Raw genomic sequence first — 17,594 nt, 5'->3', positions numbered from 1 at the left:
GGTATGAAGGAACGACTATGAGCTTTCAACTCAAAGCATTAGAACTACTAGGCGCGAAAGAGCATCTACGTGATTACTTCGGCCTGGATTATTTGTTTGAGGGTGAGTTGGAAGCTTTAGTTGACCACGATGATAGAAATACAGCGATAACATGAAAAAAAAACTACAGCTTGCTGACAGTCTCAATGCCAAGCGATATTTGAGAACATCAAATAATAAACACCGTACAGTTTTTGAAGGTACCGGTAGCACTCAAATTTCTAGTCATTTCCAGATTAGTACTTTGTTTAGGAAACCGGTGTTACCAGCTCCAAAACAACTCGATTTGTCCGATAATGGACTTAATGACGAATTGTCAGCTTTCTTCATACAGCTTGAAACACTTTTGGAATTGCATAAACACATTTACCTTTCTTTCGAAGAAACAGTAGTTGCTCGGTTACCAATGTTTCTTTTAATCGTGGCTCTGCAAGACAAATATGAAGCAAAGATATCCATTATCTGGTCGAAAAAATCTCCGAGTGTAAACTGGTTAATCCGCGACGCAGGCTCTTTTCTGCCTGCAGCAGAAAGAAGAACAGAAATGTTCAATGCGGATATACCACGAATCCCTGTTATTAGCGGTAGTAACCAGGAATTCGATGAGCTATCTGAAGCTCTCGTAGATGCAATACGAGACAAATACTATGACGGTGATATTCCCCCAAATATCGAGTCTAGAATTTCACAAGCCATCATCGAAACTCTAGAAAATGTAGGTCGTCACGCGTATCCCAATGAACCACTAGATTCAAGTAAAAGATGGTGGCTTATTTGCTCTATTGGACGTAATTATGTATCCAAGCAAGACCGTTACATGTATCTGGCAATCTATGATCGAGGACGAGGCATCCCTTTGTCATTCGAAGATAGCCAAGTGTTCCAAAATCGGGTAAAAAAGCACTATCCGAAAGAATACAGGGAGCTAATCCTTGGTGAAGACAGCAATCTAAACAAGGTTGGTGCAGTCAGAGGCTTACTCCGAAGTATGAAGTCGTATGTTGCACCTTTAAGAGATACAATTGGTGACTCTGGCTTAATCTATGCCTCTATGATGCATGAGATCACGCGGATTGATGATGCGAATCATGGTCAAGGAAGCGTTTCAATAAAAGATGTGGTAACTAAAGATCCAGATAGCCGTTTGCTGATATTTAGTAACAAGGGTTGCTACCAATACAATAAGGGTAGCGAAGAAGAGCATTCAAGATTCGAATACCAAAACGAAACTATCAGGTACATTGCTACAATGGAGTATAAATTTAGATGAACTCTGTTAAAAAAATTACTGTAACTGAAGACTTTCATCCTAGACCTAAAGGTCGCTACGAAAAAGATGCGCCTGGCTGCGAGTTTACAGCTGGCGAGGTTTTCAGAAAAAACATTTTGGTCCCTGCACTCAATGAATATGACCATGTAATCGTAGACTTGACTGGGTACAACAGATATGGACGTTCATTTTTAGATGAAGCATTCGGTGGCCTCATTTCCCGTGCTGGTTTCACTAAAGATGTCTTAGACAGAAAGCTAACAATTCAGCATGATCATGTGGAGAATTTTGTCACCATAGCCAATGAAAGAATTGTAGCAGCAGAGAAAAAGCGTCTAACTGATGGGTAGTTGGTTCAAATTTGAGTGGGTATTCATTAGCTGGATTATAAGCCTGTTTATCCACCATCACAGCATAAAAAGATCCGCAATTTCATCAAAAAAAGATGAGCTGGTAGATTTGCTTACCTCGTTATCAGATTTTAAGTGGTTAGAGAAAGAAGACGGCCCTCTCTACCAAGAAGAACGTTACAATGCAAAAATTGCTCGAATAAGCTGGAAAATCAAACAGCTAAACCAACTTTCTTCATGTAAGTTTATCGATGAAGGTGAAATAACGCCACTTTATGGATTCGATGTTGAAAGCTATCTAGCAGATGACACATCACCAGAAAACAGATCTAAACTGAAATTTTCTCTGCAAGAAACCTGTGAAGACATCGTCGATAAGATTGAGAACGCTCATTTTGAAAAAGTTGTAACCTCCAAAGGTTATATTTTATGGTCGGCTCGCCACTCAATTTTCGGCGTCCTCACTGGATTGCTAATCGTGTACCTGTTTATAGAAATAATGAGTTTTTTCTTCAAATAATTCCATATTTATCCATACGAAACCTTAAAGAGAACAGCGAGAAGCCTTGGTTTTGTGAGTTCTCCCCGCAAGGTCCGTCAGGCAAAAGAATTCGCAAGCGCTTTGCCACCAAAAGGAAGGCGCTTTCTTGTGAAAAAATTTGTCCTCGCGAAGTTGATGACAAACCTTGGTTAAGAAGATAAGTAATACAACATGAAAATAACAAACCATATCAATAAAATCGCGTTTTCTTCTGGTAATACATATCCACAACAGTGGCATATAACATCAGCTAAACAAATCAATTTCTACATCGGCCCCAACAATTCTGGTAAAAGCCGAATGTTGAGAAACTTATTTTCCTTAGACAAAAAAAAACCTTTTTTCGATTCCGATTTACTTCCAATTGAAATCATCGTCAATAGATGGAAAAAGCAAGGTTACCACGTAGATAATCCATTAAGAAACCAGACTGGTTTCGGTCTTAGTAATTTTATTTCATCTGCAGAAAATATTTTAAAATCGCGAAAACCGCTCTGTTATCTGAATATTTCTAGTCTTATATTAGAAAAATTAGAGCCTTCGAGAAGTTCTACCGCATCTGAAAATTACGTTTATGATACTTTGGTACAAAGCTTTATAAATAAAGATGAGATAGCTAAGGATGTAATACCAGAGATATCGAAAATATCTTGGAGTTCTGTATATATCCCTACAATTAGAAGCCTTCGCCATATTCATGAAGACGACCTTTTTTGTGCTCGGACGGTTAAAGATTACTTTCCTAAGTCAAATATAAATGACAATCTATTTACTGGTCATAGTCTTTACGAAGATCTCAAACGTCATCTTTTGGGTACTCATCAGCAAAGACAACGAGTCCGAGAGTATGAGCTATATCTATCTCGCAACTTTTTCTTTGGTCAAGAGATTTCACTAGTTCCAAGAATCGGTGAAGATATTGTTTACTTCAAGGAAGGTGACAAAGAAGAACGACAGATATTCAACCTAGGTGACGGAATCCAATCAATAATAATGTTGACTTATCCCGTATTTATGGCAGAGAGTCCGACGATGTTCTTTATAGAAGAGCCCGAACACTATCTACATGCCGGACTCCAGAGAACACTGATCGAAACATACGGTGGCCACGAAGAACATATGTTTTTCATGACAACTCACTCCAACCATTTCTTAGACATAGCACAAGAACGAGATGACATTTCTATTCAACAAGTTAGTCAGGAAAATGGGGAATCAATAGTAACCCCTGCCAGTAAATTTGAAGAACTACTCTCAGATTTGGGCGTTCGGGCATCATCTGTTTCTTCTGGCTAACTGTTCAATCTGGGTCGAAGGTATTACGGACAAACTCTACCTAAGGACTTATCTCAAGAAATATATAGACCAGTTGAAGGAAAAAGGTGACGAAGAACGAGCGAATAAACTTTCAAGCTACCATGAAAACTTACACTTCGTATTTACAGAGTACCAAGGAAGCAACATCACCCACTGGTACTTTGGCGACAACGAGCAGTCGGACTCAACCTCTACTACACCTGCGAAGAAACTGAACAATAAAATACTATTAATTGCAGATGCAGACATTGATTCAAAAGGCGATCGAGTAGAAACACTACAGCAAAATTTAAGCGACAACTTCATCCTATTGAAATGGAAAGAGATAGAAAACTATATCCCTCATTCAATATTACTAAAAACTGCTCAAAAGCGCTGGGACACCTTCAATGGGAAAGATGATTGTACCTTCAACATAAGCAATATTAACGACGATAGGTTCGAAACGGATAAAGAAGGTATTGGGAGAATACTTGAACGGTACGTCGATAAGCCAAAAGGGACTGAACGGAGTTTCTACTCAGATAAGTCTGGCACTATCAAAGATAAAGTTAAGTTCTGCCAAACAGCAGTAGCGATCATGCAAGATGAAGAGTTTGAATGGTCACTTACCGATGAACTCAATGAGCTTTGCGAAACAATCTGGAAGCATATTGAAGCGAGTAATTAGTTAAAAGCAGAAACAATCAAAACTACCAAACAACAAAGACGAAATTACAAGTTTTTTGGAGTCCAGTGGAATTCGTTTCTCTGAAAGAGAAATTTTTCCGTATCACCGTATTTTGATCAGGGGTTGCTCTTTATTGACTCAATTCCATGGGAATCTATCGCTGCAATAATCGTTGCGTGGATAGCAAGAAAACCCAAAAGGCGAGTTAAATTACGTTTATAGATAATACCTACGTTGATGGTACCAATTATTCAAAAGAAGAATTAAAAGACCGGTTGAGTGTACACAGGCAAGCAAATATGCACCTTCAAGATGAAGGTGATAGTGAGTCTAAATAGTTAAAGCATTGTTCGCATCCACCGATTTTAAACATTGAAGATCTCATCTCGTCGACATACCGTACATAAAAACAGCATATCGGTATTTCTATGGCTACCCGAAACCTAAAAGACGGCAACAAAAAGCCTTGCCTTTGTGAGTGCTACCCTACTGGTCGTGGTTGTAAACGCATCCGTAAACGCTTTGCTACAAAAGGCGAAGCATTTGCTTTTGAACAATTCACCATGCGTGAAGTTGAAGACAGGATAGCACTTATACCATAAACATAATCACCAACATGCTCGAATTGCACAACGATATCGATATAACTTTATTCAAAAACTTAGAGAAAGTTCGTACCTAAAGAAACAATATCGCTCATGGCGACATTAAGTATCAACCAAAGATAGAACATTCAGATCTAGCTATAAACTCCGCGATAAAGCTCATCCGTATAACTCACTCTTTGTCTATTGAACCAAATTTAAACTTTCAGACTTCCGGAGTACCACGATAAAAAATCATTAAGTTGTTTGTATCCAAAATAGTGGCGACAAAGTGGCGGCAGAGAATAGTAAAATGTGCGTTTTGAGGCGATTTATGGCGATAAGGCATTGATTAAAGCCTTATCGCGCCTTGATACACCTACTGGCGCGAAGGGTGATTCAAAATGTGATCTTCCCAGTCCACCACGTCAATCTCGTACACCACTTTATTGCGTACGCTTTCGCCGGCGGCGTGCATCGCGGCTTTGGAGCCGGTGATCAGCGGGTGCCACTCCGGCAGGGTTTGACCGTCGGCCAGAAGGCGGTAAGCACAGGTATCCGGCAGCCAGTGAAATTCATCGATCTTGTCGCGGGTCAGTTTGAGACACTCTTCGCCTGAACTGAAGCGGTTCGGGTAATCTTTACAAGAACAGGTTTTGCTGTTCAGCCAGCTGCACGCGACATTGGTGTAATACACCTCGTCTGAGTCTTCATCCATCAGCTTGTGCAGGCAGCATTTGCCGCAACCGTCACACAGCGACTCCCACTCTGCTTCGGTCATTTGATCCAGGGTTTTGCTTTGCCAAAATGGAGTACTCATAACGTCTGTTTTTCCTGTCTTGTTTCAGGGGGACGATTTATACCCTCCTGCCCTACAAAGTTCAAGGATAAATATTCTGCAATCCCGCTGCGGGCAGCGACGATTTCTGTTAGGATCGCCGCCCTTATTGAGCGAACACACAGAAGTAGGTAAATGATGGAATGTAGACTGGGTTGCGGCGCGTGCTGTATTGCACCAAGTATTTCTTCCCCGATTCCAGGTATGCCCGATGGTAAGCCAGCCGGTGTACGCTGTATTCAGCTCAATGATGACAATTTATGTAAGCTGTTTGGCAAGGCGGAGCGCCCTAAGGTGTGCCACCAGTTCAAACCATGCCCGAGTGTGTGCGGCAGCACTAATCAGCAGGCACTGGACAATATTACCGAACTGGAACAGCTGACCTGAGCCTTACGCGCAACGCAGCTCAGATTGAGAGATTAAAAAACCGCGCCATGATGCGCGGTTTTTTATTACAGTTTTTGTCGGCCCAGCAGCGAGTGAGACAGGGTGGTCCCGTCGACCAGCTCCAGTTCACCGCCAACCGGTACGCCGTGGGCAATACGGCTGGCTGAAACATCGTGCTCGCGGCACAGCTCTGCGATGTAGTGCGCCGTTGCTTCACCTTCCACCGTCGGGTTGGTGGCCAGAATCACTTCGGTCACGTCACCACGTTGCAGGCGAAAATCCAGCACGTCCAGGCCAATATCACTCGGCCCGATACCATCCAGCGGTGACAGGTGGCCCATCAGCACGAAATAGCGACCGGAGTACTGACCTGTGGCTTCTACCGCCGCAATATCTGCCGGGCTTTCCACCACACAGATCTGGCCGTTTTCCTGACGCTTCGGATTTTGACAAATATGGCAAATGTCCTCTTCAGTGAAGGTGCGACATTCGCTGCAATGGCCGATTTCAACCATTGCCTGACTCAGAGCATCTGCCAGTTGCAGGCCACCTTTACGGTCCCTCTGCAACAAATGAAAGGCCATACGCTGCGCTGACTTGGGGCCAACCCCAGGCAGACAACGTAAGGCCTCCATCAAATGCTCCAGCATATGACTGGTGCGCATTAAACTGACTCGTAATTAAAACGGCATTTTCATACCCGGTGGTAGTTGCATACCGCCGGTAACGCTTGCCATTTTTTCTTTCTGAGTTTCTTCAACGCGACGCGCCGCATCGTTAAATGCTGCAGCAATCAGGTCTTCCAGCATTTCTTTGTCATCTTCCATCAGGCTGTCGTCGATTTCGACACGACGTACGCTGTGACTGCCAGTGATAGTGACTTTAACCAGGCCAGCACCAGATTCACCGGTGATTTCCATGTTTGCAATTTCTTCTTGAAGCTTTTGCATGCGATCTTGCATCTGTTGGGCTTGCTTCATCAGGTTGCCCATTCCGCCTTTACCAAACATCTTTGTCTCTCTGGTTTATCTCATTGTTTCACATACTGTGGGGGTAATTGAGCGAAATCTCAAGTCCACAGTCGCAGTTATATCGGTCTAACACTGTCTTTATCGAGAGCAGCGCTAAAACGTCGTTCAATAAATTGTACGTTAGGATCCGCCACAAGGTTATCAATCGCCTGTGAAAGTTTGCTCTGATACAGGCGCTCTCTCAATTCCAGCGGCGTTTCGCCCTCTTCACCGATAGTCACCGACAGTTGACACTCTTCATTAAGTTGGTCATTCAATGCCTGCAGAAGTTCACTCTGGGCACGGTCGGTGTTGAGGTGGGCATGAGTCGGACGCAAAGTCAGCTCAATGGTTGCCCCCTGTTTACGGTAAGTCGAGTTGAGCGCTAATTGCTCCACCAGCTTAGGCGTATTGAGGCGCTGGATCAGGGCGGCCCACTCATCTTGGGCATTCGCCTCATCGATAAGCTTTTGCGTCATCTCCGGCGTTTTTTCATGCTCCAGCGCGCGTTTAATCTGAGTTGGAGTCAGCTCATTTTTTTGTGGCGCTTCAACCGGGGCTTCTTGCATCGGACGCCATTGGTAAGCTTCATCACTCGGCGCTTGATCTTCGGTCTGCTGCGCAGAATAAGGCGACATCTGCGCGGCATGCTGACCACGCTGGGCTACACGCTCAAGAAACCGAAACCGGCTTGGCAGATGTCGCATCAGACTTTTTTCCGTCGTTACCCTTTTGCGCCAGTCCCTGACGCTGCGAGCGCAGTTGATGGCGCAGCCCTGCAACCGGTGATGCCGGCGGAGCTTGTTGCGGGGTGGTCTGAACCGGCTGCTCTGGCGCTGGTTGTGGTGCAGGAGCCGGACTCTCAGATGGCATTGGCGGCTGATAGCCACCGCTTTCCGTCGAATTGGCTGGCATGCTTTGTGGGTTCGCAGGCATGCTTGGCTGAGTAGACGGAGCATAGCCGGACGCCGGTTGTGAAGACTGCGGCGCCGTTTGAGCCGGAGCCGCCTGCATGGCCGGTACCTGCGGCTGAGCGGCCGGAGCGTGTGTCATAGCCGCTGGAGCCGATTGCGGCTGGGCAATCTTCTGTGCAGCAGGCTGCGGCGCAATTACATTCGCCAGCGAGGTCTGTGAGGGACGAAATGCCATCATACGCAGCGCAATCATCTCAATCCCGATACGCGGGGTTGGTGACAGCGCCAGATCATCACGGCCTTTGAGCGCGATTTGGTAATAGAGTTGGACATCCTGCGGCGCCAATGCTTTGGCCAGCCACTGGATTTGCTCAGCATCCGGCTGCGCCTTATCAACACTGGATGGCAGCGCCTGATACATGGCAACACAGTGCAATTGAGTCGCGAGCTGTTGCAACAAACCATCCCACTCAACCCCGTTTTGCGCCAGAGCGTCGATACGCTCCATCACGGTTTGTGGTTGCTGACTGCTGATGGCCTGGAGCAGATGAAGTGCCTGATCGGTATCGAGCGTACCGAGCATATGCGCCACAACATCTTTTTGTACCTGGCCATTACCTAAAGCAATGGCCTGATCGGTCAGGCTGAGCGCATCACGCATACTGCCATCGGCAGCGTGGGCAATCAGTGACAGGGCTTTCGCCTCACTGTCGACCTGTTCTTGCTGCAGAATATGACTGAGCTGCTCAGTAATGGTGTCAACGTTGATCGGTTTGAGGTGGAACTGCAGACAACGCGACAAAATGGTGACCGGCAGTTTTTGCGGATCGGTCGTCGCGAGCAGAAATTTCACATACTCTGGCGGCTCTTCAAGCGTTTTAAGCAAAGCGTTAAAACTGTGGCGCGAGAGCATGTGCACTTCGTCGATCAGGTAGACTTTAAACCGGCCTCGGGCCGGTTTGTACTGCACGTTATCCAGCAGTTCACGCGTATCTTCAACTTTGGTTCGTGAAGCAGCATCGATCTCCAACAGGTCAACAAAACGGCCCTGATCGATCTCTTTACAGGTATCACACTCACCACAAGGGGTGGCCGTAATTCCCGTTTCACAGTTAAGCCCTTTGGCAAACAGACGACCTATGGTCGTTTTACCGACACCGCGTGTTCCGCTGAACAGGTACGCATGGTGCAGACGGTTCTGTGCCAGAGCATTTTCTAAAGCTGTTAATACATGTGCCTGACCCACGACTTCATTAAATTTTGTGGGCCGCCACTTTCGCGCTAAGGCTAGATAACTCATGAAACCTTCCGATTTAGTGACCTTCAAATTCACAAATGCTGTAAACGTTCAAGCCTAAACCTTCCAGGCGCTTGTCACCACCAATTTCTGGCAGATTGATTACGAACGCCGCATGCTCCACTTCACCGCCCAGTTGACGAATCAGTTTTGCAGTCGCTTCGATGGTACCGCCAGTTGCCAGCAGATCGTCTACCACCAGTACTTTGTCGCCTGGCTGGATAGCGTCTACGTGAATTTCCAGTGTATCTGTACCGTATTCCAGATCGTACGTCTGACCCACGGTTTCACGTGGCAGTTTGCCCGGCTTACGAACAGGAACAAAACCTAACCCCAGTTCCAGAGCCAGTGGTGCACCAAACAGGAAACCACGTGCTTCTGTACCCACTACCTTGGTGAAACCCATCTCTTTGTAACGATCAACAAACAGCTGGATAGTCGCCTGGTAAGCTTTCGCATCTTCAAGCAGACTGGTCACGTCGCGGAACAAAATGCCCGGCTTTGGATAGTTCTCAATGCTTTTGATGCTGGATTTAATCAGTGAAAGAGTTTCGGTTGTCATAACAAAATTAACTTTGATTGGCCCGACGCGGCATCTCTCCGCTTGGGGTATTTACGGTTTCTGCACTGTAAAAAACTTTCCATGTGCCGAAAAAACAAACGCCCACTCGAAGAGCGGGCACACTTCCCCACAATGCTAGTGATTTTCTTGTTGGTTAGCAACCAACTCGTGAGTAGGAAGACGCAGAAACACGATAATCAGCACCACTAAACCGACCAATAGCAGACTCTTTAACCAAAGATGAGGAACAACGGCGATAGAAACCGCAAAGCTGAGCACAATAAATACACAGCCGCGTTGCTTAACCTGCTTCGATACTGCTTTGTTCTGCTGCCAGTTGATAATGATCGGCCCGAATAGCCGATGTTCATGCAACCAGCGATGAAATCTGGGGCTGCTGCGGAAAAAACACGCACTGGCCAACAGAATAAACGGCGTGGTGGGAAGAAGAGGAAGTACGATACCCAGGACACCCAGGCAAACGCTCAGCACACCAACAACATTGAGTACAGCATGTCGAATATTGATGGTGAACCTCACTTAACTATTACGCGCGCTACCTAGTCAAAAGCATGGTAGCGCGTTGGTGGAATGAGCGGCAGTCAGCCGTCATCGCAACCTTAACCGATATCAGAACCCGGCGTAACCATTGACCACACGAATCCAGGTCAGGGTCGCAGGTAAGGTCGGTACTAACAGGGCCAGGATGAAACCTAAAAAGTATAAAACATTATAAGGTTCTTTAAACTCTTTGTCTGCCATGATTCGCTTCTCTGTTGTAGGTGACTTTCTGTTATTGCCGACTCCCGTCTCCGGTGAACCAGCTTATCCCCCGACTTTATGGCGACTTACTGCGGAAACAGACTGCGATACAGGCCTTATCCCAAACCGCACGCCGGGCTGTGGTTAATTATTGGCGCTGACTATAACTTAAACAACCCACCATAAACACTGACTATAAATAGGGATATTAACAACCGGTTAACTGGCTCACATTGTGCCTGAAAGCACGCTGAGCCTGATGCAAAGCCAGCTCAGCGGCAGATACGAAAATGCAGGGCCAAAGCCCTGCATCTGAGAAAGACAATATCAATATCACCAGCAACTAACTTTCCTAAGGTAACTAACTTTCCTAAGGTAACGAAAGAAAGCAAGATTCCGTCACTCTGGCCTGCTGTCAGTTTTGGTCTGCGATCAGTTATTGCTGCCCTGATAAATGTCCAGCACAAAGCTACAAGATCCCAGACAGCTCAGCGATAACTGACAGGCATCGTGAATCAGTAAGTCTTTGGTAATGAAGTTTTTCAGGCAGTTTTCACCCAGATTCACTCCCGCGGCTATGTGCTGCGTCATGTAGCCGTTTGACCACTGGCTATCCAGTCCGGCGGGCAAAATAGACAAGGTTCCGTCTGACAGATTAGCAACCCCGAACAGAGCCGCCACGGGCTCAGCGCACTCGGAGCATTCCAGCCCGCGCTCGACAATCTCAGCCAGATCTTTCAAATCGGCACTAAAGCTGCGCAAATTACGTAAGTAATCATTAAACAGGGCACGGACCAGCAAAGTACTCGCCACTCCTTTGTCTTGGCTGCTCGATGAGTCCACCACATAAAACGCAAACTGGCCATTCATCAGCCACGCATAATCAAACACTAACGGCATCACATCCGCTGACTGCAACAGACGATAGCTGCATTTCCACGCGCCCTGTGAAGTGTCTTTTTCCGGCAGCAACGCATGTAACAGATCTTTGGCCGCACTCGGGTTGTCGCGTAAATACTCCAGGTGCCAGTGCAACTCCTGCTCTTCCGGAATATCACCGCCGCCGTCAACCTGGAACCACTGACTGGCGAAATCGCGCTGATCCGCTAAATGATTACAGGTGTCCTCGAGCGTACTTTCAATGGCACAACTTAAGTGTTCATGATTGCCAATCGGCTTGGCGAGGAAATCTTTAATGCCATAACGCAGCGCTTTGGCTACATCGGACATTTCGTCAGTGGCTGACACCACGATCATAGGCAGAGACGGATACTCCAGGCTGACCTCTTCGACAAATTCAATACCGTCCAGCACAGGCATCGACAAATCACACAGCACCAGATCCGGTTCGGTCTTCCTCAGTTTCCTCAGTCCGTCCAGTCCGTCTTCGGCTTCCATCACCTTATAGCCTTGTGCAGACAGGTAGCCACTGGTGATACGCCTGAATATCGGATCATCATCCACCAGCATGATTAACTTCTCATCTGGCACTTTGGCAGCCGATAAATCTGGCGTTTCGATGTGTGTTTTGTACATAGCTCCCTACCCCACTATGCGTTCGCGCTACGTCCGGCGTTTGCGCTACGTTCAGCGTTTACGATACGTTTGCTGTTCACAATTTGAATTATTGTTATAAGATGGTTTCTCACGTTACTTAAAAGTAGCCTTGAAATAGGATTTATACAAATATTCCACTTTGCACCTGGGTTGCATACTATATGTATGGAATATCACAAATCGTCCAACAAGTTGACATGACTCAATCTTTGCCTTTGGATATCCGTATAAATTACTCAAATTCGTAAAATAATGTGTCAGGAACGATGAAACTAGATGATCTAAACCTTTTTCGACTGGTTGTCGAAAACGGTAGCTACACCGCCACTTCTCGTAAGACGATGATACCTGTAGCGACCATTACCCGACGCATTCAAGCGCTTGAAGATTCGCTGAATCTAAGACTTTTGAATCGCCACGCTCGTAAACTGTCGCTGACCGAAGCCGGTGAACGTTTCTTTAAAGATTGCTCACCCTTGCTGCAGCGCCTGGCTTCCATGACGGAAGAGATTACCGATGAATGTCGTGGTGCCTCCGGTAAAATTAAGATTTCAGCGCCCTACAATTTGACCAAACGCATGATGATGCCGATGTTCAATGACTTCATGCGCGAGTATCCTGAAATCAATATTGAGCTGACCACCAGCAACCATGCGGATCAGCTTGATCCAACCGAATGGGATGTCATTTTCCGGGTCGGACCGCAACGAGACTCTAGCCTGATAGCCCGTAAAATCAGCGATGTGAAAGATATTCTGGTCGCAAGTCCGGAGTACCTGGCCACCAATCCGGCGCCAAAACATGCCGAAGATCTGGTGCGTCACTCACTGCTGAAAGGCTACCCGCTGATCAAGTGGCAACTGACCAGTACTAAAGGCGAAGTCGTCACCAACAACGACAAAGGACGCTTTCAGGCTAACGCACTGAATGTCGTACGCAGCGCCTGCTCAGAAGGTTTAGGCATTACTCTGATGCCGGACGTCATGCTGCGCGAATTTATTGCCGACGGCAGCCTGGTTCGGGTGCTGGAAGACTGGAGTGCTAACCCGCGCGATATCTATATGCTTTACAACCATAAAGACCATCTGCCGGAAAAAGTGCGCTTGTTCATAGATTTCGTGATTGCGTACAACATTCACTAACAGGCAACAGCGACCAAATAAAATGCCAGTAACTTCACGTTACTGGCATTTTTTGTTCTGAAGTAAACTGAGGGTAAACAGACTGACATTCAGCGCTGTTATAGGTATTCCACAAACTGGCTCAGTTCACGCTCCGGTGCTTTCATCGGAGTGCTGGTCGGAGTCCCGAGATACAGGAAACCGACGATTTCATCTTCACCTTCCAGACCAAATGCCGCACGCACATCGGCATGGAACATCCAGTTACCTGAACGCCAGATCCCCTGATAGCCTTGCGCGACCGCTGCCATTTGCATCGCCTGCACTGCGCAGCCGGCCGACAAATGCTGCTCCAGCGCCGGGACTTTCTCATGCGGCGTGACCTTGGCAATCACCGTAATCACCATCGGGGCACGGAATGGCGCATTCTTCAGCTTGGTGACTATGGCTTCTTCACTGTTTTCTGCCAGCGCGGCCTTAACCAGAATATCAGACAGTTTCTGCAAACCGCGTCCCTGAGCAATCACAAAGCGCCACGGGGTCAGGTTGGCGTGGTCCGGCGCACGCAGGCCCGCGCGGATGATGTTCTCCAGCGCTTTACCTTCCGGCGCAGGTGCTTCCAGTTTGGCTACCGAGCGGCGGTTTAACAGCAGTTCAAGAGCGTCCATATTGGGTCCTTCTTAGGTTCTTGATAATTCGGATAATGCTAGCACACTCCGCAGACAAGTTAGAATACCAGCCGTCACGCATCGCGGCCTTTATCTGGCAACGTCAGCCGGGGAAGTCAGCCAAGGCCAAATCGGAACAAATAAAAAAGCGGGGCCGATACTGGCCCCGCGGATGTCGGATCATGCCCGCTATTTATATCGCCACTTAATCAGCATAAAAGTTCTCACCCAATCCGGCCCGGGTCAGCAGGCCATCACAAGGCGCAAAGCGGTCGCCATATTTTTCAGCATGCTGGTTCATTATCTCAACCAGAGCTTTAATCCCAATCTGCTCGATATAACGGAACGGACCACCGAGAAACGGCGGGAATCCGATACCAAAGATCGCACCGATATCGCCGTCACGCGGACTGCGGATGATATCTTCATCTAAGCAACGTACCGCCTCATTTAACATCGGCAAAATACAGCGCATCGCGATATCTTTATCACTCAGCTTCGATTCCGGCGTCAGTTTAAGCAACTTATAGACCGATTTATCCACCTCTTTCTTTTTGCTGCCTTTATAAAGATAGAAACCTTTACCGGCTTTACGCCCTTTGCGGCCATCCTTGAGCAGAGTGTCAAAAACATCCGGGCCTTTAAATCTCGGGCCAAGCTCATTAATCAGAATCGGCATGATCTTGGCACCGATGTCGACACCCACTTCATCGAGCAGCGTAATAGGCCCGACCGGGAAACCAAAATCAAGCAGCGCAGAATCCAAACGCTCAATCGGCTCACCGCCCATCAGGATTTGCGCGGCTTCATTCATGTAAGGCGCCAGAATACGGTTCACATAAAATCCGGCACAGTCTTTGACCACGATCGGCGTTTTACCCTGCTTGCGCGCCAGCTCGACAACAGTCGCGATGGTTTGATCCGATGTGGTCGCGTGCGGGATGACTTCCACCAGCGGCATTTTTTCCACCGGACTAAAATAGTGCAGTCCGACAATCTGCTCCGGGCGCGCAGCTTTCTCTGCAATCTGACCAATCGGCAAAGAAGAGGTATTGGTAGCAAAAATGGTGCTGTCCTGCGCATTGGCTTCAATATCCGCCACCATTTGCTGCTTGAGTTGCAGATCTTCAAATACCGCTTCAATCACCACATCAGTCTGGTTAAAAGCGGTAAAGTCAGTTCCGCCACTGAGCATGGTCATTTTAGCCTGTAACTGAGCCTGGCTCAGAATGCGGCGCTTACGCAGCTTGGTGAACAACTTATAGTTGTAACTTAATGCGTTAAGTACACCGTCATTAGAGACATCTTTAATACGCACCGGCAGCCCGGCTTTCGCAACACTGACGTGGCTGATACCCGCGCCCATCAGTCCCCCGCCAAGCACACTAATCCGGCGTACTTTAGCGGGTTTGGCGTCGCTGCCATGGTCCTTTTTCATTTCTGTGGTGGCGAAGAAAATCGAGCGCAGTGCTTTGGACTCAGAGGTCATCACCAGTTCACCAAAGCGCTTGGCCTCAAGCTCAAGACCGGGCTGCAAGCCCTTTTCCAGACCATGTTGGATCACTTCCAGAATTGCTTTGGCAGCAGGATAATTATCTCGTGTCTTGTGCCGGGTCTTTTTCTCAGCCTGATCAAAGATCACTTTACGGCCGACACCGGTGCGGGAAATCAGACGTTTCTTTTGCCGACAGCTTAAGCGGAGATTTTCTCTTGCCCTTGCTGTCAATAAAGCTCCTGGCGACATCAAGCAACACAGATTGCGGCACACACGCATCCACCACTCCGAGCTTTTTGGCCTTTTTGGCGCGTAATTGTTTACCGGTCAGAATCAAATCCAGCGCCGGCAGCAAGCCGATTAAACGCGGTAAGCGCTGGGTACCACCGGAACCGGGCAGCAGGCCCAGCATCACTTCGGGCAGGCCCAGCCGGGTTTTATCGTCATCGCTGCAAACCCGGTAATCACAAGCCAGAGCCAGCTCCAGACCACCACCGAGACACGGGCCATGAATCGCTGCCACTACCGGAAACGGCAGCTCACTCAGTTGCTGAAACATCTGCTGCCCCTGCACGGCCAGTGCCTGGGCTTCCGGAGCGGACTGACACGCTTCAAGCATGCGTACATCAGCACCCGCAATAAAGTTGTCTGGTTTGAGTGAGTGCACAATCAAACCTTTGAGCTGATTTTTCTGACTGTCGAGCCGGGCAAAAACTGCGGCCATTTCATCGGCAAACGCAGCCTGCAAGGTATTCATTTTTTCACCGGGCACATCAATCGCCAGCCAGGCAATTTGCTGTTCATCCACACTCAGCTGGAACGCTTTCGCTTCACTCATTACTCCACCTCCAGAATCATGGCTGCACCGAGGCCACCAGCTGCACAGGCGGTGTTGAGTGCCAAACCACCGCCGCGTCGTTGCAACTCACGCAGAGTCTGGGTGATCATGCGAGCACCGGTTGCGGCAAACGGATGGCCGTAAGCGATAGAACCACCCAGCACGTTAAATTTATCCATATCCACTTCACCAATCGCCTGACTGCGCCCCAGCTTTTGCTGGGCGAATGAATCACTGGCGAACATTTTCAGGTTAGCCAATGTTTGCGCAGCAAAGGCTTCATGCATATCAATTAAGGTCAGATCGCCCAGAGTAATACCCGCTCTGTCCAGCGCCAGCGGCGTGGCATAGGATGGTCCCATCAACATGTCCTGTTCGACGCCAATCGCAGAAAAAGCATAGGAACGCAGATAACCCATGATCTCCATACCCAGTTCTTTCGCCTTTCCTTCACGCATGAGAATGATCGCCGCAGCACCGTCGGTGAGTGGCGTACTGTTGGCTGCAGTGACACTGCCGTAATCGCGATCGAATGCCGGACGCAGTTTGGCATATCCTTCCAGGGTCGAGTCATGGCGAATATTGTTATCACTGTCGAGCCACTTTTTATAAGGCTCAGGAAACGCCGTCATCACTTCATCACGAATTTTCCCTGCCTGCCACGCCTTAGCAGCCAGAGTATGAGAGCGATGAGCCAGAGCATCCTGATCGTGGCGGGAAATGGCATGTGACTTCGCCATCTGCTCAGCGGTTTGTCCCATCGATAAACCGGTTGAATATTCCGCGACCGCAGGAGGTACCGGCATCAGATCTTTTAACGAGAGGGATTTGAGAACCTGCAGTTTCTGACCCAGAGTTTTGGTTTTACTCAAAGCCAGTAAGCCGGAAGCAAGCTTTTTAGACACACCAATCGGCAAGACAGAAGAAGAGTCCGCACCGCCGGCAATACCGATGTCTATCGTACCGGCCATGATGCTCTCGGCGACATTCACCGCAGACTGAAAGCTGGTCGCACAGGCACGGGTAACGCTGTAAGCGTCAGTATGGATGTTCATCCCGGTGCCGAGCACAATTTCACGCGCAATATTAGGCGCGGCAGGCATCTGAATAACCTGCCCGAACACCACCTGCTCAATCAATGCCGGATCTAAATCGCAACGTGCCAGCATTTCGCTGACCACCATTTTGCCCAGATCCAGCGCCGGAACCTGCGCAAACTCGGTACTTTGCCGTGCAAAAGGCGTACGTAGCCCCGCAACGATAGCCACACGCTCTCCCGAACGTGTTGTGACTTGCTGAGTGCCCATTGTTTCTCCTTCCAATAAGAGGTCTGACCTGAACCCATTGTAACCAAGTTGTTAACACAATCAAACG

At 47.9% G+C, this 17,594-nt stretch carries 17 protein-coding genes and 4 pseudogenes; 10 read left to right on the top strand and 11 right to left on the bottom strand.

The features are described from left to right. Window positions 1-17: 17 nt before the first annotated feature. The 8 genes and pseudogenes from ABDK09_12200 to ABDK09_12165 all read left to right on the top strand — a co-directional run bounded on the left by ABDK09_12200 (window position 18) and on the right by ABDK09_12165 (window position 4,771). On the top strand, window positions 18-155 hold the full coding sequence (locus ABDK09_12200) for a hypothetical protein (protein XAW90216.1): 138 nt from the start codon (window positions 18-20) through the stop codon (window positions 153-155). Continuing rightward, entirely contained in the window at window positions 152-1,309 is a 1,158-nt protein-coding gene (locus ABDK09_12195) for a hypothetical protein (protein XAW90215.1), read from the top strand. The genes ABDK09_12200 and ABDK09_12195 overlap by 4 nt, the downstream gene beginning before the upstream one ends. Further along, window positions 1,306-1,659, top strand: coding sequence for an STAS-like domain-containing protein (locus tag ABDK09_12190; protein ID XAW90214.1), 354 nt, complete (start codon window positions 1,306-1,308; stop codon window positions 1,657-1,659). Before ABDK09_12195 ends, ABDK09_12190 begins: the two co-directional genes overlap by 4 nt. Further along, on the top strand, window positions 1,652-2,179 hold the full coding sequence (locus tag ABDK09_12185; GenBank protein XAW90213.1) for a hypothetical protein: 528 nt from the start codon (window positions 1,652-1,654) through the stop codon (window positions 2,177-2,179). Before ABDK09_12190 ends, ABDK09_12185 begins: the two co-directional genes overlap by 8 nt. After that, window positions 2,179-2,352: pseudogene (locus ABDK09_12180) on the top strand (site-specific integrase). The gene ABDK09_12185 and the pseudogene ABDK09_12180 overlap by 1 nt, the downstream one beginning before the upstream one ends. A gap of 19 nt (window positions 2,353-2,371) precedes the next feature. Continuing rightward, window positions 2,372-3,496 carry an AAA family ATPase gene (locus ABDK09_12175; GenBank protein ID XAW90212.1) on the top strand — a complete coding sequence of 375 codons (1,125 nt, stop codon included), beginning with the start codon at window positions 2,372-2,374 and terminating at the stop codon, window positions 3,494-3,496. Window positions 3,497-3,569: 73 nt separating this feature from the next. Next, a complete protein-coding gene (locus tag ABDK09_12170) occupies window positions 3,570-4,187 on the top strand; it encodes a hypothetical protein (GenBank protein XAW90211.1) in 618 nt (205 codons plus the stop codon). A gap of 428 nt (window positions 4,188-4,615) precedes the next feature. Beyond that, window positions 4,616-4,771, top strand: a pseudogene (locus ABDK09_12165) (site-specific integrase). A gap of 379 nt (window positions 4,772-5,150) precedes the next feature. Here ABDK09_12165 and ABDK09_12160 read toward each other — a convergent pair. After that, a complete protein-coding gene (locus ABDK09_12160) occupies window positions 5,151-5,591 on the bottom strand; it encodes a YcgN family cysteine cluster protein (protein ID XAW90210.1) in 441 nt (146 codons plus the stop codon). A gap of 156 nt (window positions 5,592-5,747) precedes the next feature. On the opposite strand from ABDK09_12160, the gene ABDK09_12155 reads away from it, so the two are divergent. Beyond that, complete coding sequence (locus ABDK09_12155; GenBank protein ID XAW90732.1) at window positions 5,748-5,996, top strand: YkgJ family cysteine cluster protein; 249 nt, start codon at window positions 5,748-5,750, stop codon at window positions 5,994-5,996. Window positions 5,997-6,061: 65 nt separating this feature from the next. Here the strand turns inward: ABDK09_12155 and recR are convergent, their stop codons facing one another. From recR to ABDK09_12120, 7 genes and pseudogenes are all read right to left on the bottom strand, one after another. Continuing rightward, complete coding sequence (gene recR / locus ABDK09_12150; protein ID XAW90209.1) at window positions 6,062-6,661, bottom strand: recombination mediator RecR; 600 nt, start codon at window positions 6,659-6,661, stop codon at window positions 6,062-6,064. Between the two features lie 15 nt (window positions 6,662-6,676). After that, entirely contained in the window at window positions 6,677-7,006 is a 330-nt protein-coding gene (locus tag ABDK09_12145; protein ID XAW90208.1) for a YbaB/EbfC family nucleoid-associated protein, read from the bottom strand. Window positions 7,007-7,083: 77 nt separating this feature from the next. Then, window positions 7,084-9,220 (bottom strand): annotated as a pseudogene (dnaX, locus tag ABDK09_12140) (DNA polymerase III subunit gamma/tau). Between the two features lie 13 nt (window positions 9,221-9,233). Next, window positions 9,234-9,779: an adenine phosphoribosyltransferase gene (gene apt, locus ABDK09_12135; protein XAW90207.1), complete on the bottom strand. Its 546-nt coding sequence runs from the start codon at window positions 9,777-9,779 to the stop codon at window positions 9,234-9,236. Window positions 9,780-9,914: 135 nt separating this feature from the next. After that, a complete protein-coding gene (locus tag ABDK09_12130; protein ID XAW90206.1) occupies window positions 9,915-10,319 on the bottom strand; it encodes a YbaN family protein in 405 nt (134 codons plus the stop codon). A 90-nt stretch (window positions 10,320-10,409) separates the two neighbouring features. Next, on the bottom strand, window positions 10,410-10,541 hold the full coding sequence (locus tag ABDK09_12125) for a hypothetical protein (GenBank protein XAW90205.1): 132 nt from the start codon (window positions 10,539-10,541) through the stop codon (window positions 10,410-10,412). 432 nt (window positions 10,542-10,973) lie between these two features. Continuing rightward, a complete protein-coding gene (locus tag ABDK09_12120; GenBank protein ID XAW90204.1) occupies window positions 10,974-12,077 on the bottom strand; it encodes a response regulator in 1,104 nt (367 codons plus the stop codon). 287 nt (window positions 12,078-12,364) lie between these two features. Here ABDK09_12120 and ABDK09_12115 point away from each other — a divergent pair, with 287 nt between their 5' ends. Further along, the gene (locus tag ABDK09_12115; GenBank protein ID XAW90203.1) at window positions 12,365-13,240 is read left to right on the top strand and encodes a LysR family transcriptional regulator; all 876 of its coding nucleotides are present in this window, start codon (window positions 12,365-12,367) and stop codon (window positions 13,238-13,240) included. Between the two features lie 98 nt (window positions 13,241-13,338). Here ABDK09_12115 and ABDK09_12110 read toward each other — a convergent pair whose 3' ends face one another. The 3 genes and pseudogenes from ABDK09_12110 to fadI all read right to left on the bottom strand — a co-directional run bounded on the left by ABDK09_12110 (window position 13,339) and on the right by fadI (window position 17,527). After that, a complete protein-coding gene (locus tag ABDK09_12110) occupies window positions 13,339-13,887 on the bottom strand; it encodes an NAD(P)H nitroreductase (GenBank protein ID XAW90202.1) in 549 nt (182 codons plus the stop codon). 205 nt (window positions 13,888-14,092) lie between these two features. Continuing rightward, window positions 14,093-16,220, bottom strand: a pseudogene (gene fadJ / locus ABDK09_12105) (fatty acid oxidation complex subunit alpha FadJ). Further along, window positions 16,220-17,527, bottom strand: a complete 1,308-nt coding sequence (fadI, locus tag ABDK09_12100) for an acetyl-CoA C-acyltransferase FadI (GenBank protein ID XAW90201.1) — start codon at window positions 17,525-17,527, stop codon at window positions 16,220-16,222. The pseudogene fadJ and the gene fadI overlap by 1 nt, the downstream one beginning before the upstream one ends. Window positions 17,528-17,594 lie beyond the last annotated feature (67 nt).

This window comes from Vibrio sp. CDRSL-10 TSBA (assembly GCA_039696685.1).
Lineage (GTDB): Bacteria > Pseudomonadota > Gammaproteobacteria > Enterobacterales > Vibrionaceae > Vibrio.
This window is presented reverse-complemented; position numbering and strand designations above follow the sequence as displayed.